This is a genomic window from Mangrovivirga halotolerans, from assembly GCF_026241165.1.
Classification (GTDB): domain Bacteria; phylum Bacteroidota; class Bacteroidia; order Cytophagales; family Cyclobacteriaceae; genus Mangrovivirga; species Mangrovivirga halotolerans.
The window spans coordinates 319,482-335,877 of record NZ_JAPFQN010000003.1 but is presented as its reverse complement, the minus strand read 5'-3'; the positions used below and the strand labels follow the sequence as shown (position 1 = coordinate 335,877).

General features: G+C 33.3%; 20 protein-coding genes. 18 read left to right on the top strand and 2 right to left on the bottom strand.

Translation table 11 applies throughout. The annotated features are described in order from the left end of the window. Positions 1-133: 133 nt before the first annotated feature. The 5 genes from OO013_RS05400 (at position 134) to OO013_RS05380 (ending at position 4,033) form a co-directional block, all read left to right on the top strand. Positions 134-649 carry a DUF4199 domain-containing protein gene (locus OO013_RS05400; protein ID WP_266055664.1) on the top strand — a complete coding sequence of 172 codons (516 nt, stop codon included), beginning with the start codon at positions 134-136 and terminating at the stop codon, positions 647-649. After that, positions 646-1,917: an OmpP1/FadL family transporter gene (locus OO013_RS05395; protein ID WP_266055663.1), complete on the top strand. Its 1,272-nt coding sequence runs from the start codon at positions 646-648 to the stop codon at positions 1,915-1,917. Before OO013_RS05400 ends, OO013_RS05395 begins: the two co-directional genes overlap by 4 nt. Further along, positions 1,918-2,493, top strand: coding sequence for a helix-turn-helix domain-containing protein (locus tag OO013_RS05390; RefSeq protein ID WP_266055662.1), 576 nt, complete (start codon positions 1,918-1,920; stop codon positions 2,491-2,493). A gap of 128 nt (positions 2,494-2,621) precedes the next feature. Further along, the gene (locus OO013_RS05385) at positions 2,622-2,900 is read left to right on the top strand and encodes a TIGR03643 family protein (RefSeq protein WP_266055661.1); all 279 of its coding nucleotides are present in this window, start codon (positions 2,622-2,624) and stop codon (positions 2,898-2,900) included. A gap of 125 nt (positions 2,901-3,025) precedes the next feature. Then, positions 3,026-4,033, top strand: coding sequence for a DUF481 domain-containing protein (locus tag OO013_RS05380; protein WP_266055660.1), 1,008 nt, complete (start codon positions 3,026-3,028; stop codon positions 4,031-4,033). A gap of 35 nt (positions 4,034-4,068) precedes the next feature. Here the strand turns inward: OO013_RS05380 and OO013_RS05375 are convergent, their stop codons facing one another. Together OO013_RS05375 and OO013_RS05370 are read right to left on the bottom strand one after the other, a co-directional pair. Beyond that, the gene (locus OO013_RS05375) at positions 4,069-4,737 is read right to left on the bottom strand and encodes a ubiquinol cytochrome C oxidoreductase (RefSeq protein WP_266055659.1); all 669 of its coding nucleotides are present in this window, start codon (positions 4,735-4,737) and stop codon (positions 4,069-4,071) included. A gap of 109 nt (positions 4,738-4,846) precedes the next feature. Further along, complete coding sequence (locus OO013_RS05370; RefSeq protein WP_266055658.1) at positions 4,847-5,695, bottom strand: LytTR family DNA-binding domain-containing protein; 849 nt, start codon at positions 5,693-5,695, stop codon at positions 4,847-4,849. A gap of 206 nt (positions 5,696-5,901) precedes the next feature. Here OO013_RS05370 and OO013_RS05365 point away from each other — a divergent pair, with 206 nt between their 5' ends. The 13 genes from OO013_RS05365 (at position 5,902) to OO013_RS05310 (ending at position 16,332) form a co-directional block, all read left to right on the top strand. Next, entirely contained in the window at positions 5,902-6,690 is a 789-nt protein-coding gene (locus OO013_RS05365; RefSeq protein WP_266055657.1) for a hypothetical protein, read from the top strand. Positions 6,691-6,843: 153 nt separating this feature from the next. Next, positions 6,844-7,875: a c-type cytochrome gene (locus OO013_RS05360; RefSeq protein ID WP_266055656.1), complete on the top strand. Its 1,032-nt coding sequence runs from the start codon at positions 6,844-6,846 to the stop codon at positions 7,873-7,875. Positions 7,876-7,901: 26 nt separating this feature from the next. Further along, the gene (locus OO013_RS05355) at positions 7,902-8,594 is read left to right on the top strand and encodes a Tat (twin-arginine translocation) pathway signal sequence containing protein (protein ID WP_266055655.1); all 693 of its coding nucleotides are present in this window, start codon (positions 7,902-7,904) and stop codon (positions 8,592-8,594) included. 19 nt (positions 8,595-8,613) lie between these two features. Continuing rightward, complete coding sequence (locus OO013_RS05350; RefSeq protein WP_266055654.1) at positions 8,614-9,027, top strand: DsrE family protein; 414 nt, start codon at positions 8,614-8,616, stop codon at positions 9,025-9,027. Between the two features lie 124 nt (positions 9,028-9,151). Continuing rightward, complete coding sequence (locus tag OO013_RS05345; protein WP_266055653.1) at positions 9,152-9,817, top strand: DUF6503 family protein; 666 nt, start codon at positions 9,152-9,154, stop codon at positions 9,815-9,817. Between the two features lie 139 nt (positions 9,818-9,956). Continuing rightward, entirely contained in the window at positions 9,957-10,487 is a 531-nt protein-coding gene (locus tag OO013_RS05340) for a GNAT family N-acetyltransferase (protein WP_266055652.1), read from the top strand. Positions 10,488-10,825: 338 nt separating this feature from the next. Then, the gene (locus OO013_RS05335) at positions 10,826-11,296 is read left to right on the top strand and encodes a hypothetical protein (RefSeq protein ID WP_266055651.1); all 471 of its coding nucleotides are present in this window, start codon (positions 10,826-10,828) and stop codon (positions 11,294-11,296) included. A 175-nt stretch (positions 11,297-11,471) separates the two neighbouring features. Further along, positions 11,472-12,494 carry an HAD family hydrolase gene (locus tag OO013_RS05330; RefSeq protein ID WP_266055650.1) on the top strand — a complete coding sequence of 341 codons (1,023 nt, stop codon included), beginning with the start codon at positions 11,472-11,474 and terminating at the stop codon, positions 12,492-12,494. Between the two features lie 349 nt (positions 12,495-12,843). Further along, complete coding sequence (locus OO013_RS05325) at positions 12,844-13,413, top strand: hypothetical protein (RefSeq protein WP_266055649.1); 570 nt, start codon at positions 12,844-12,846, stop codon at positions 13,411-13,413. A 64-nt stretch (positions 13,414-13,477) separates the two neighbouring features. After that, positions 13,478-13,831, top strand: a complete 354-nt coding sequence (locus OO013_RS20255) for an SdpI family protein (protein WP_369414879.1) — start codon at positions 13,478-13,480, stop codon at positions 13,829-13,831. 7 nt (positions 13,832-13,838) lie between these two features. Further along, positions 13,839-14,600: an META domain-containing protein gene (locus OO013_RS05320; protein ID WP_266055648.1), complete on the top strand. Its 762-nt coding sequence runs from the start codon at positions 13,839-13,841 to the stop codon at positions 14,598-14,600. Between the two features lie 29 nt (positions 14,601-14,629). Then, positions 14,630-15,091: a 3-oxoacyl-ACP synthase gene (locus OO013_RS05315; protein ID WP_266055647.1), complete on the top strand. Its 462-nt coding sequence runs from the start codon at positions 14,630-14,632 to the stop codon at positions 15,089-15,091. Positions 15,092-15,216: 125 nt separating this feature from the next. Then, entirely contained in the window at positions 15,217-16,332 is a 1,116-nt protein-coding gene (locus OO013_RS05310) for an LVIVD repeat-containing protein (protein ID WP_266055646.1), read from the top strand. Positions 16,333-16,396: the final 64 nt, after the last annotated feature.

The following is a 16,396-nucleotide window of genomic DNA, read 5'->3' as shown; positions in this document are numbered from 1 at the left end:
TCCTATATCAGGGGTCGCTATTTTTTTCCCATATCTTTTAATAGGAAATTACGATCCAGGATATTAATTTATGAGTACCACAACCCTTTAGCGGTATTATTTTAATAAGTACTAATAAAATCTATCACCACACATGAAAAAATTATCTATTGAAATAAAATGGGCTCTGATCTTTGTAATCGCAGGATTGCTCTGGATTTTTCTCGAACGACTCGTTGGTCTTCATACTGTTAATATAGATAAACATCCATATTATACCAATTTATTCGCTATCATAGCAGTGGTAATCTATACCCTTGCATTGCTTGATAAAAGAAGAAATTATTATGGCGGCAAAATGACCTATAAACAAGGGTTCATTTCAGGTCTTTGGATTACCCTGTTTGTCACGATACTCACCCCTCTGACCCAATGGATCAACCATGAGATTATCACTCCGCATTATTTCGAAAATGCTATTGAATACTCAGTAGAAAGTGAATTAATGACACGAGAAGAAGCAGAGGATTACTTTAACATGAAAAATTATATAATCCAGAGCTTGATCTTTGCTCCTATTGTAGGATTTGTTACATCTGGAATTATAGCTTTTTTTACTAAAAATACGAATGTTGCAGAACCCCCAACAGATAAATATGCTAACCCGTGATTAAACATTATTTCATTTTATATCCGGGAATAGTAATGCTGATATGCATAATGACTTGCCTTGATGCGCAAGGGCAATCGGCTTATAACCCCAATATTTTACCGATGGGCGATACGGAACCCCTAATGGCAAATACCGGAACAGGCGGATTAGCCTCAACTGGTGCTGTATTTTATAATCCTGCAGCATTGACTATGCTCGAAGGAACTTCCTTTTCCCTTTCAGGAACTGCATATCTACATTATAAATTTAAGGCTAAGCCCATCGCAACGATCAATGGACAAGACCTGAATTACGAGGCAGCAGGATTTCAAACTATTCCAACGAGTGTTGTTATGGTTAAATCTTTTAAAGAATGGAAAGTGGCATTTTCGGTTCTAGTTCCAATGGATTTCAGGTACGAAGGTCTTTCTTCATGGAGTATCAACGGACCAGACCAGACATTAGATGTTACTTTTCTTCAGAATTATAAGGAAAATATGCTACTAATCGGTCTATCTGCTGCAAAAAAAATCAATGACTATTGGTCTTGGGGAACAAGTTTATACTATCAGGGATTCAGTTTTAAAACCTTTGCCGAAGCAAATACCATTGTCAATAATAATGCGCAAAGATTGATTCTTCAATCATCAAGAACTACTATTAAGCCAAACAACATGATGATTATTGCAGGTATTCATCGTAAAGGTGAAGTACTTAATTTTGGGTTAAAAATAACTACTCCTTCAATTTATCTTTTTGGAAAAGGGGACTATTACGAATACAACTTTTCTAATATTGATCCGAATAACATAGATGCTGATGAGATCAATTTTACAGGGTTAAAAACGCAATTCAAAACACCTGGAGAGATCAGGGCAGGAATAACATATAAACCAGATGTAAACTGGACCATTGCTTCTGACATAGGATATTCTTTTAATTTAGATTATGACATTTATCCTAGTAACGAAATCGAAGAAGTAGAATCATTGAGAGGGAATTTTAGAGTGAGCACCGGAGCTGAATATACGCTATCTGAAAACATTTTATTGTATACAGGTGGATCTTATACTCCCTCTCTTGAAAAACCCGGGGAAGGTGAAAAAGGTGTTACATTTTGGGCATTTTTCACTGGATTCAAATTAAAATCTAAATATTTCCATACTGATCTTGGTCTATTTTATTCCAGAGGTCATGGAGAGCAACCAAAGGCAGTTGGCGCCGGTAAAACGGACATTACATATCGATATTTAGGTGCATTCCTGGGAACCAACTATACGTTTTAAATGTCTACAGGTCAACTTTTATCGAGGCTAAGAAAGGAAAAGAGAATTACACAGGAAGAACTCGCTGAAATATCGGGGATTTCATTAAGAAAGATTCAACAAATTGAGAAAGATCAAACGGAACCAAAACATTATATCCTAAACCAACTGGTTAAAGCATTAGATTGTAGTTCAAAAAAACTAGTAGCTGATTCTTCAAAAAAATATAAAAGAGAGGTGGAATTATTGAAAGTTATGAATCTTTCTGCCTTATCTCTGATCTTATTTCCCTATGGTAATATCATTTTCCAATCCATTATCTTATTTAAAAACAGAAATAAGATCAGATTCTATTCGGTGGGAAAAAAGATTTTCAGTTTCCAGGTGATCTGGACCTTAACAACTTCTATTATCTTATTAATTACCTCATTCTGGCAAATTGAAATTAATCAAATGATAAACCTGAGTCCTTTCCCTGTAATATTAGTAGTTTATTGTTTAGCAATTGTTATTAATTGTGTTGTCATCATTAGCCAGCAAAAAAAATTAAAAGCAGGAAATATTAAGGTTTATAACTCAATACCTGATATTTTTTGAAATAGTCTCGTGTTATAATAATGAAGAAAAATATCAGAAAGAAAAATCGCATGATAAAAGCGGAAATTCTGATCAGATTTCCCGTATGATTAAAATCAACAATTCTTTTAGTTTTCTGTTATATATCCATGGTTAAATTGAATGAACGTGAAAAAGACAGAATAATAGAAATGGCATGGGAAGACCGCACTCCTTTTGAAGCCATTGAGTTTCAATTCGGCATTTCTGAAAAAGACGTTATCAAGATAATGAGAAATGAACTTAAGGAAAGCAGTTTCAAAATGTGGAGAAAACGAGTCAATTCCGGAACCAGCCTGAAACACTTGAAAAAACGTGCCTCGTCAATAGAAAGGTTTAAAAGTAGCAGACAAAAACAAATAAGTAAAAACAAAATTTCGAAGAGATAGTTATATATCAAACTAATAAAATTGACATATATTTATTAATTTATATTAAGGGCAATCAGGAATAACACTTCTAAGCTGAAGGCTCTTATTTTAATTTATTTCTGTCATTCTAATCTATCAGACCAATGAAAAACTTCTATCAAGTTTTGATGATCTTCGTGTTGTCATCTGCAACTATTATCGCTCAGGATTCTTTAGTTTTTAAAAACGGAAATGTCATCGTTGGTGAAATCCAGTCACTTAACAAAGGGGTCGTAACAATTGAAACTGATTATAGTGACGATGATTTTACAATTTTATGGACTGAAGTCAGTGAAGCATATACGGAATCGTTACTCACTATGGTAACAGTGGATGGTGACAGATACTATGGGACATTACGTACAGATAATGGAAATATAATAATATTAAATGATGACGGAACTGAAATCAAAGTAGACCGGAATGATATTGTAAACCTCAAACCTCTAGACAAAGGGTTTCTCGATCGTTTATATGCAGGAATTGACCTGGGCTATACCTTGACAAGAGCTAGAAACCAACAACAGTTCACTTTAAGAAGTCAGGCTGGATATCTAACAGAGAAATGGTCTATTGATATGAATTATAATGTATTGAATTCTTCACAAGATGACACCGAAGATATTCACAGAACAGATGGCAATATTTCTTTCAGATATATTCTTCCACATGAATGGTTTGTAATGGCTCAAATTGATTTCCTTTCCAGTACTGATCAACTATTAGATCTTCGTACAAACTCCAGAATTGGTGTCGGTAAATTTATAAAAAGAACCAACAGATTATATTGGGGAGTACAAGCAGGAGTTTCATACAACGTGGAAGATTATGAAGGTGAAGGAAACGATCGGGAAAGTACTGAGGCATGGGTTGGTACAGAGTTCAATGTATATGACATCGGGGACCTTAGTTTACTGACCAATGTAGTGGTTTACCCAAGCATTACGGAGTCAGGAAGGGTAAGGGTCGATTATAGACTTGATCTAAAATATGATTTACCTCTGGATTTTTATGTTAAAACAGGACTGACCCTCAACTATGATAACGAGCCTATTGAAGGTGGTGTAAAGACAGATTATGTCTGGCAAAGTTCATTTGGTTGGAGTTGGTAAAACCCCCGTTATATAAACGGAGGTTTTGAAAGAAGTTATTTGCTTAAAGTAGAAAGTTCTTTTTTATTAATATAAGGCTTATAGATAAAAGGAAGTGAAAAACATTGGATTAAAGCCATGACCACACCGACCTGATCCGTTATTCCATGGGGCTCTCCAACAGAGAATAATATTGCCTCAACAACAAGCGGACCTAAAATTATACCTAACATCAAATTATTTTTCGATTTCCATTCTATTGCAAGATCTTCAGATGCTGCATCACTTCTTATTGCCATTATAACGACTAACAAGCCTATTACTGAAAGAGGGATTACAATGGCTGAAATAGAAACATGGATATTTAATGTGTCACCATGAAACATTGTGTCGCCATTTTTAATAATATCGAATAAGAGATTCCCAAAGAAATTAATCCACCATAGGATTAAAAGTGAGTAAAAGATTCTTCGGTCTTTAATCCAGAATATTGAAAACATCAATCCTGCATAAAACAGCAATTGCAAGATTAAAAACCCAAAATCACCATTTAAGCCAGCTCCTCTAAACCAAACGCCAAAGTATTGAGTACCCCAAACATAACTTTGGCCATCAAAAACCGACCGGATAAAAGGCAACCAGACAATAATAAACGTCAGTGAAAAAAGAAACATTAGAATCTTTTTCCAGATATCGGGCTTTCTGTGTGAAACTAAATTTTTCATGATTTTAGTGATTTGATTTTTTCAAATTTCCTCTTAAAACCGTTTTTAAGGTAGAAAAACTCACTCTATGGGATGAAAAATCATAATAAGGGATGAATGGATAAAGTATTTATCTATTCACCAGGGACCCGATCTTACTTTGGTGATTTCTTGACACTGGAATTGAGCTGTCAAGATGATTAATCTTGACATACATTTTATTCTTATTAACAAATACCTGGTTCAAATTCATCAAATTAATGATATAAGAACGATGACACCTGATAAGTACTTCACTCAGTGAATCCCCTTCAATACTTTTCAGTGTTTTACGCAATAAAATTTTTCTTACATTATCTTTTTCCAGAAAATGAATACCTATGTAATTATCTTCTGATTCAATCATCAAAATATCTTTTAGATTCACTAAAAGAGTATCCTTCTCATTATCTGATTGAAGTGTAATTAACTGATTCCCTATAACATCAGGATTAGGATAACTGTAGGCTCTTTTTAGGGTGGAGTTTAATGATCGTTGGTATATATAAATGAATATTCCAGCTACAGGGATCAAAAATAAAGCTCCCATATTTATAATAAATTCAACAAAACTCGACAACACCCAGTCATGCCATCCTCCTAGAATATTATAGGCAAGAAATGTACTTACAGAAATTACTAAAACAGAAATTATTATCCAGAACACAAAACCTTTTCCCTTGTATTTCAAAATTAACTTATTGTAGATAATTGTGGTTTCTAAAAAAAATGCAAGGGTACTGATGAAAATCATGAATGCTACAGCTAATAATAATTCCACAGATAATCTTTCCTGAGGATCATAATTATTAACCCCAAACGGTTGAAAAAAGATTAAAAACAAGTACATGTAAAGCCCGGTAAGGAAAACCATTATCAACTTTTCCCTTACCGAAAGAGAAAAATCTATATCAAGATCCTTTGGTTCGTAAACTTCCATTATATCAAAATGTATACTAGGAAATTATAAAAAAAATACAGCTAAAAAAAGCAGTTTCATTCTGATAAATCAGATTATTAAAATATTCAATAGATGGCTTAATCATAAATTGAGCTTCCGACTATTTTAATAATTTGATTCTAACATATCATTTTTATTATATTGCTGCGCATTTAGATATTTTTTTAAATCTTTAATCTAAAATAATGAAGTTTCAATCATTTATATACATCTTTTTTTTAATTGTAATTAGTGCTTGTAGTTCTGAGAATGAGGAAAACGATAACTCAGAGACAGTTGATACTGTTGCTGTTATCGAAGAATCAATCCCACAGATAGACAAGACCAAACCTTCTGATTCGATTGCCGATCTTTTTGCCGGTAACTGGATCAGCAGTTATTATCTCAAAAAAATAAAAGACAGTGCTTCGATTTATCTTAACAGAAATTACGAATCATCACTTTTAGGTTTTAAACTGGATAAAGAGGGAGTGGCAACAGGAGATGCCTGGATAATAACTAATAGCACAAATAATCAGACTTCCGATCGTCCAATCAGATGGAATTACGATGATAGTTCTTTTGTTTCTCTTGATTCTCCAACAATTAAAATTTACATCAACAGACCGGGAAGCATAATTTACCAATATTCAAATGGCAACAAAGCCTATTTCAGGAAGGTAAGAGATAGAGAAAGTGCTTTGCGAAAGACATTATTTAGTGGTACATATACTAATGATGAGGGAAAAGAATTCATCTTCAACACTGATGGAACAGTTAAAGGTTTTAAAGGAAAAGAGCATTATTCTTTATTAAATAACTTTAGTGAAGAACTGGAATTTGATGCCGTTTTCATTAGTAGTAATAAAGACAGAGATAACGAACTAATCTATCATTACGAGATATCCGGAGATACTTTGAGATTATATGACCTGGCAGGCATGTATCCGGAAATGGGTATTGGAGCAGTTGCTCACGAACTAATCAAAAAATGATCGTAACTTCAAGCAACTCACATAAACATCATAAAATTAATATTGTCTAATTGACAGACAAAATCATGCATTTCCTTCTATATATATAAATAATAAATTAAATTAATATAAGCGAAAGTCTCGGGGATCGAAATTTTAATAATACCTCGTTATATGCAAGATCGATTAAAAATATTATCGACTTTGCAGGGACTAACGTATTTGTTGTTATCCATATCACTAATTATGATTATTGGTTCGATCTGGTTTTACACCAAACCACCCAATAAATCATTACAGGAAGAAAACACACCTCTAACATGGATCCCCAGATCCATTGAATCAGATCTTCCGGAAGGTGATCGTGGAAAAATGATAAAATACGGGCATGATATAATTACTAATACCTCGAAATTTATTGGTCCATCAGCTGCAAGGGGCAAATCATTTGCCGGCAATAATCTGTCGTGCAATAATTGTCATTTGGATGCTGGTAAAAAAATAGCATCGGGTTCTTTTATTGGTGTCTATAATCGGTTTCCACAATTCCGTGGAAGAGAAAATAAGATAGGCACATTAGAAGAAAGAATAAATGGTTGCCTTGAAAGAAGTATGAATGGAATTCCAATGCCAGAAAACACGTATGAAATGCAAGCAATCATTTCTTATATAGAATGGTTAAGCGAGAAGGTCCCTGAAGAGATAGAGAAGAAATACAAAGGATATAGAAAAATAAATATCCCTCAAAGAAAAGCCGACACGTTGAAAGGTAAAATTGTATTTATAGCCCACTGTAAAGTTTGTCACGGAGAAAAGGGTGAAGGAAAAAGAAATGAACTAACCTCCGACCCCATTTACATTTATCCACCAATAGCGGGTTTTGATTCCTATAATGATGGTGCAGGAATGAATAGAGTTATTACCGCTGCAGAATTCATTAAGTACAATATGCCCTTTGGAGTAGACCATGAAAACCCGATTTTATCAGATGAAGAAGCCTATGATGTGGCAGCATATATTAACTCTCTGCCAAGACCGGAAAAGAAATTCAAAGAAAATGATTTCCCAGATAAAAAATTAAAACCTGTATCGACCCCTTACGGACCCTGGACGGACACTTTCCCCGCCATACAGCACAAATACGGACCATTCCAGCCAATCATAGTTTACTATGAACAAAAGTTTAAAATAAAAAAAACAAAATAATATCACGAAAATCAAACCATACCATCATGAAAAGTCACAACACTCACTCAAGAAGAAAGTTCCTGGGTAATATAGCTGCAGGAACTGCGGTTGGATTATCTATGATTGCCAACCCCATTGAAGCAAAAATTAATGAAACCTTCCTAAAAGATGAAGGTGTTAATTTTGCAGAGCTAGATATCAAATTAAAAAAAATTGGTAAGATGCAACATCCTGTTGCTTATGATGTATCACAAGCAAATTGGTGGGGCTTCATTTGGTCTAATGTCTATTACATGACAAATGAGGAAACTGGAACATCAAATCCAGATTTGGGAGTACTAAATGTTTTAAGACACCATGGCATCATATTCTCCTTTAAAGATGATGTAATAGAAAAGTACAAACTGGGAGAACGATTTGGATACAATGATCCTACAACAGGTAAACCAGCAGTTAAAAACCCATATATTGATCCGCAGGAAGGTGCCTTCCCATTACCCGGGTTAGCAGGAATAAGAGGACTTCAAGACCAAGGCGCTATGTTTTGTGTATGCAACATGGCATATAAAGTTTATAGTCAGTTTATTTCTCAGGATTTGGGTATTACAAAAGAAGAGGTTTATAATGATTTTGTAAATGGCAAATTACCCGGAATAGATTTAGCTCCATCAGGAGTATGGGTATTAGGCCGACTTCAGGAAAACAATATTGGATATATAGACAGCAGTGTAGGTTAAACCCTTGAACTAATAAAAAATGAAAAAGCAAATATTAATAATAGCAGGACTGTTTATAAGCACCCTTCTATTTGCACAAAGCAATCCAATAAATGTAGTTTTTGATGTAACTGGATCAGATAAGCAAATACATGAAAAAACAATCAGACATGTAAAAGGAATGTCAAATGCATACCCTGACACGAAATTTGAAGTAGTTGTATACAGCGGTGCTCTGGATATGTATTTAAAAGGAAAATCTAGTGTGGCTAATGATATTGAAGAATTAGCCAAAAACCCGAATGTGTCATTCAAAGTTTGTGAGCAAACGATGAAAAGACATAATAAAACTCAGTCAGACTTACTTGAAGGAGTTGAACCAGTACCCGACGGCATACTTGAAATAGTCTCTAAACAGCGGCAAGGCTGGGGGTACATAAAAGAAAGTTATTAATAACATAAACCACCATCTTAGTAAATGGTGGTTTTTTTATATATACCCTTTGCCCATTCTCTAAAGGAACTAATTTTCTTTATATTGACTAAAAATATTATCACAACAAATTAGAGTCTCTATTATGAAAAGATCTAGCCTGACGTTGGTATTTTTAGTTGGTATAATCGTAATCTCCTGTGTCAATAATTCTTCAAAAAATGGAAAGTACATCTTAGCCAAGTCCCTTGCCTATCACGATCCAAAAGGACAATGGCCAGAATTTAAAGGACAACTTAAATTTGAAGAAAATCATATAATAGATGATTCGACAGTTACCAGAAAAACAACTGTCTGGCTTGATAATAAAACTGGCGAATTCAGAATTAACAGGGGTGATACTGAAATTCATGGAGTAGAGAATGATTCATGTTTTATAATAAAAGGTAACGTTGATTGTGAACGTGTCTTTAAACTACGAAACTACTATACTTACCTGTGGGGTCTGCCAATGAAATTAGCCGATGAGGGAACTAATATTAAAGAAAATTATAAAGACACTACTTTTTCAGATATTCCTGTCTATAAGATCACGGCAGAATACGATACAGATACCTGGGATTATTTTATTACAAAAGAAAATTACAGGTTGATTGGTTATCAGTTTGTTAAAAAAGATGGAAGTGGTGAGGTGATTTATTTAGAAGATGAAATTAAAGTAGAAGGCATGAAAATACCTCAGATAAGAAGATGGTATACACTTGATAAAAAATTTTTGGGAGAAGATATTTTATTAAGCCCTGAAAAATAAACCCTGTAAATGATAGAATTTGTTTTCCGACTTCCCAATGATTTAGGTTAATAAAATTATTTCTATTATTTTCAATAAAGTAAATCATATGTAGTCACATATGATTTACTTTATCTATCACCGCTATAAGTCACTGCCAATGAAGGTTAAAATCCGACCGGAAACTCAAAATGACTATGAATGCGTTTCGCAGGTTATTGCTGCTGCTTTTAAAAATGATCCTAACAGCAATCATGATGAAGAATACCTGGTTGAAAGGCTTCGAATGACTAGCAGCTATGTACCAGACCTGGCACTTGTCGCTGAGGTTAAGGATAAAATTGTCGGATTTATCCTATTAATAAAAATCAATATTGTTACGGAGGATCAGATTATTAAAGCGCTAGCTATGGCTCCTGTTTGTGTTCTCCCAAAATTTCAGAAAAAAGGAATTGGTGAAAAATTAATTAAGGAGGCACACATCAGAGCAAAAGAAAAGAACTATCCGGCCATTGTTCTTGTTGGCCATGAAGATTATTATCCAAGATTTGGCTACCAACCAATGAGTGATTTTAATTTAAAAACAACTTTTAACATACCTGCCAAAAATTGTATGGCAATAGAACTCACCCAGGGATCGTTATCAAATATCAGAGGCACAGTGGTTTACCCAAAAGCCTTCTTTGAATAAAAATAATAGTTGGCATTCTTTAAATAATTCAAAATTTAATTTTACCGATTATAGTTATTGCGATTCAAATATTAATTTGAATTATTTTATTCATATATTTTAACGGAATTTTTATATTAAAAAAGGTAACCCCTTTAGTAATAAAATAGATAAGTATTAAATATAATTTTTTCGATTAAATGCAAAAAACTAACTATGAAGCCGAATAAATACAAGATAGTATTTGAAAATTCATAAACTAACACTTATATTTGAAGTGATGTTAATCATAAATTTTAACTTTTATTAAAATACTGACATCAGTTTAATCTTTTTAAAAAGCACTGGTAAACCACAATATGAAAATTTTATCGATCGCATTTTTCTCTGTTTTGTTATATTTTTCTTCATTTAGCCAAACACGAACAGAGATATCCGGAAAATGGATAGTTGAAAAAGCTGAGCTCCCCGTTAAACCTAACATGACTGAAGATCAAAAAGAAATGATGGATCTGATTTTAACTGAATTCAGCAGGTCATCATTTGAATTTGATTCTAAACAACAAGCTAATTTCAATATTAGATTATCTGACTACTATATTTACAATGCCTTTTGGGTATATAATAAAGAGTTAAGAACAATTGCGATAAGAGATAAAAAATCAAAAGCTGTGTTAATGCAATTATTTGTAAGACCTGTTTTTGGCAATACGATGAAGTTCTATGTACAAGACACTCCTTTTGTATTAACTGTTAAAAAGGTCAGTGATCTGGATGAGATAAAATACTCCTATAGACCTAAAAATAACAACAATTCAGTTGCCCCTTAATTAAAATTTAATCTTGTGGTTTAGATAAAATTTCAACTCTTCTCAATAACATATAAATGGCAGGTATTTACCTGCCATTTTTTTTATGCTTAATTATTAAAAATGATTAAATTAATTAAATACACATTACTCAATAATTTAAACATTATTGAAGTCAATTCTACCACAAATGAATATGAGACTACTCCTGATATTACTCACAATAGTTTGTTTTTCATGCTCCACATCAGATTCCCGTTCAAATCAATCAAGTACAGAAGAACAATCAATTATTGATTCTGATCCATTGCCATCATGGAATGATTCGGAGGTTAAAAAAGAAATTATTTCATTTGTCAAGAATTCTATTTCAGAAGATTCAGCTGGTTTTATAGAGAGGGAAAACAGAATAGCCACTTTTGACAATGATGGTACTCTATGGTCTGAAAAACCGCTTTATTTTCAATTATTCTTTGCGATTGATAGAATAAAATCTCTCGCCAAGGAGAATCCGGAACTGTATGATGACCCTTTAGTCCAAAAGTTGTTAACAGATGATCCGAAGGTTTTATCAACTCTGACTCATCAAGACATTTTGGAAACACTGATGAAAACACATGCCGGAATGAATACCGAAGAGTTTGAAAAAATTGTACTGAAGTGGATAAATACGAGTAAGCATCCACGTTTTGACAAACCTTTTACTGAGGTAGTCTTTCAACCTATGCTGGAACTTATTGATTACCTGCATGATAATAACTTTAAAGTTTATATTGTCTCTGGTGGTGGCGTGGAATTTATGAGACCCTGGGTTGAGAACACCTATGGAATTCCAAAAGAAAGAATAATTGGTAGCACTATCAAAACCAGGTTCGGAATAATTGATGGTAAGCCTGTACTAGAAAGATTGCCTGAAATTAATTTTATTAATGACAAAGAAGGTAAACCAATTGCTATCCATCGCATAATTGGTAAAAAACCAGTATTTTCTGCAGGGAATTCCGATGGGGATCTTCAAATGATGCAGTGGACTGACTCTAATGACAATAGCTTTATATTGTATGTCCACCATACTGATGGTGAACGAGAATGGGAATATGATAGGAAATCCTCTGTCGGACACTTTGATAAAGCACTTGATATTGCCAAAGAAAAAGAGTGGAATCTTGTAGACATGAAAAATGATTGGAAGGTTATTTATCCTTTTGACAGTCAATAAGTTTCAATAAATACATTATAATTAACCAAGAGACTACGTTTCATTCAAATAGCAAACACTATCCAAATTAAATGCTTTTGTATTCGAAATTACTATAAACCCTATTGAAATTCAGGTTTGTTATTAGGGGCCAAAACAAAATATAATACAAATTAGTTTTAAAAAAACATACTCGAAGTCGTTAGGTGATCAAATGATTGATTTGAAATTCAAATAGTAGCAAAAGTTTTCTGATTAACCCCTTCACTTAATAGAAAATACAATTAGATGAATTTCAAATGAACAATTGAACTAAAGTATTCATTCAGAATTTTATTGTAACACGGGTTAAAAACTAAATTTCACTTTCATGATCAAGTATTTTAAATACATATTCCTTCTATGTTTATCATCTTGCCTTACATTATCGGCCCAACACCAGGAAAATAGCGATCAACCGGAAAACCTACAACATCGCGTGTATCATCATAAATTAGGAGCAGGACTTGGGCATACCCATATTTCAAGGGGTAAAGATGCTGATGGTATAAAATGGCGAAATGTGCCTTCATTTGCTGTAATTTATGATTATCACTTTAATGGTCGCTGGAGCCTGGGAATTCATACAGATATTATAGTTGAGACCTTCGAAGTAGAAACTAATCTTCGAAATGAAAATGATGAGGAATTCATTGAAAGGAAAAACCCGATAGCTCCAACTCTGATGGCTACTTATAAATTTACTGATCACAGTAGTGTAATTTTTGGTGGAGGTTTTGAATATGCGCCGGAAGAAACCTTATCAATTTTTAGAGTAGGTTATGAATGGAGTACTCACCTCAACGAAAAATGGGAACTCGCTATTCCTTTCACTTATGATTTTAGATTAAATGCCTATGATAGTTGGAGTCTTTCGCTAATTATTGCTAGAATGTGGTAGTTCCAATGGCAACATTTCAGGAATTTAAATTTTCTTTTTTAACATTTTTCGAAGCTATTTAATTATGAATTTTCGCTCACCATTTTTCCTTATTTTATTTATCTCAGGAGTGATAATTATATGCATAGGGCTTATACTTAAAAAATGGCCTCCAAAAACGCCCAATTGGGCTTATGGTTACCGTTCGAAATCTGCTATAAAATCCCAGGAAAGGTGGGATTTCGCGCAATTGTATGCATCGAAAAAATTAACCAGCACAGGTATTATAACTGTTTGTTTAGCATTCACTGATTTACTGTTTGAAATCTCTGAAACAGGAGGGCTATTCTTGTCACTGGGATATTTATTTGTTATTTTCTTTGTTATATACTTTAAAACTGAAGCAGCAATCAAAAATAGATTCCCACCTAATTACTAATTTTAGTATGATGCATTTAAAATATATTTCCTATTTAGTTTTATTTCTTTTTATGTGTGGATGCACAAATAGTAAAAAGGAAAGTAAAAATCACAATACCGTCGACAAGAGAACTGGATTCGAAGCCAAAGGAAACGAACCATTCTGGAGCCTGGAAATAGATTTTGAAGATCGAATTAAATTTAAAACTATCGATAAGAATGAATTTTCTTTAACATTTCCAAAAGCAAATACAGTACAACCACAAGATATAAATGCTATCACGTATCAATCAAATAATAATGATTACCAAATAGATATCATGGTTGTTGATAAAAAATGCCTGGATAATATGTCTGGAAAAGAGTCTGATTATTCTGTTAAAATAAACTTGACAAAGAAAAACGGAAATCAGACAATTCCTTATTCCGGTTGTGGAAATTACACCGGAAAAGCACTATTAAATGGTATATGGCAATTATCTGAAATCAATAACAAACCAGTAAGTAAATTTTCAAAACCACCAAATATTCAATTCAGATATGAAAAAGGAAATGTATCTGGTTTTACAGGCTGTAACAGATTTAAAGGTAATGTAGAATTTACTAATCAGTTTATTAAAACGGCACGGATATCAGTAACCAATCTTGCATGTGAAAACAAAGATATTGAAAAGGAATTCTTAAATTCTATTAAGAACAAAACACTTACTTACGAAATTAATGGTGATTCATTGACATTAATAACTAAACAAAAGAATCTGTTTTTTACCCGACTTAAATTCCAGTAGACTAATTTTAGGATATATTTTTTTTTACAATGACTATTGACTTGAAAGTAAAATCTGACATTCATCAACATTGCCTGGCTGAAATTCGTAAAAAAATAGCTTTATGTGAAGCGGGAATGAGAGAGGCACAGGAATCTGCTAATAATGAAACTAAAAGCAGTGCTGGAGATAAATATGAAACTGGCCGTGCTATGGCCCAGCTCGAAAAAGATAAATATGCTACTCAATTATCAGAAGCCAGAAAACTCTATCGAGCTTTAGATAATCTTGATCCTGCAAAAGTAAAATCAAAAGTTGAACCCGGGGCTTTAGTTTACACCGATTCAGGTAATTATTATCTTTCAGTCAGCGTGGGTAAGATTATTATCGATGAAAATGTGTTTTTCGCCATATCTCCATTAACTCCATTAGCAAAATCAATTATAAATAAGACAATTGGAGAAACAGGTGTTTTCAGAGGTAAAAATATCAAGATCCTCAAGATTAAATAAACTTAAAAGCCGGGCTTTTACATAAAAATTAGTACCCGATTATATCTCCCTGCAGATCAATATCATACTAATATTTTATTTGATAAATTTTGATTATTTTTAAAAATTCAATCAAAAACAATTTCATGAAAAACAACCTGAAACTATTAGCTTTAGCTTTACTTCTCTGCTTTGGATGTTCTGAAGATAAAAAAGAAGAAATAGCCCCCATCACACCTACCCCCGATCCTCAACCTGATACTCTCGATTCAAATCCTACTTCCCCATTGCCTAATGAACTTTTAGGCAATAAGAAATTTAATAACACGCTAAAAGATATTTGGGCCTTTCAGTCTCCATCTATGGAAAAGGAGTATATTCTAATTGGATATTATGACGTTGAGAATACTGATGGAATTTATATTGTTGACCCGACAAATGTTAAGCAACCAGAAATTGTTGGGACTGTACCAGGAGTCGGTGGTTTTGATATAAAAACTTATGGAAATTATGCCTACAGCGTATTCGGGTCAGATAAGTATCCTGGCTATGTGATTGACCTGAAAGATCCTGAAAATCCTGAAATAGTCAATGAATTTACCGGCTCTCATAATATTTATACTACTGAAAGCGGGTTATTAATCAGTAACACTCCAGGGCTTAAAATTTATGACATCCAAACTGACCCGACATCACCAACCCTGCTCTGGTATGATAGTTTACAAGGTGGGCATGAAACACACGTCAACGGGAATTTCCTGTACGATTTCCATGGTTATGCAGGAACGATTATTTATGATATAACAGATCCATCTAACCCGGATTCTATTTCAACAATCATTAATCCAGATGTTACTTACCATCACAGTGGCTGGACAAATGCAGATCAAACAATTTTGGTGTTGTGTGATGAATTAGCATTTCAACAAGACCCTACCGGTCAAGATTTTTATATCTATGATATATCAGACAAAACAAACCCAATCCTTTTGTCCTCAATTGGTGACGATACATCAATACTTCACAACGTACATATAGTAGGCGATTATGCGTATTTCTCATATTATACTGCCGGATATAAAGTTTATGATATATCAAATCCTGAAAATCCTGTAATTGAATTTGAATATGACACCTCTCCTACAGAAACAGGCGAGTACTTTAGTGGAGCATGGGGAATATATGGACTTTCAAATAGTGGAAATAAATATATAAGTGATATGGACAATGGCTTGTTTATTTTTAACGGTCCTGAAGAATAAAATACACCCACTTAAATTAAAAGGCGGCAATTAATGCTGCCTTTTTTTATGCTTAATTTCTGAT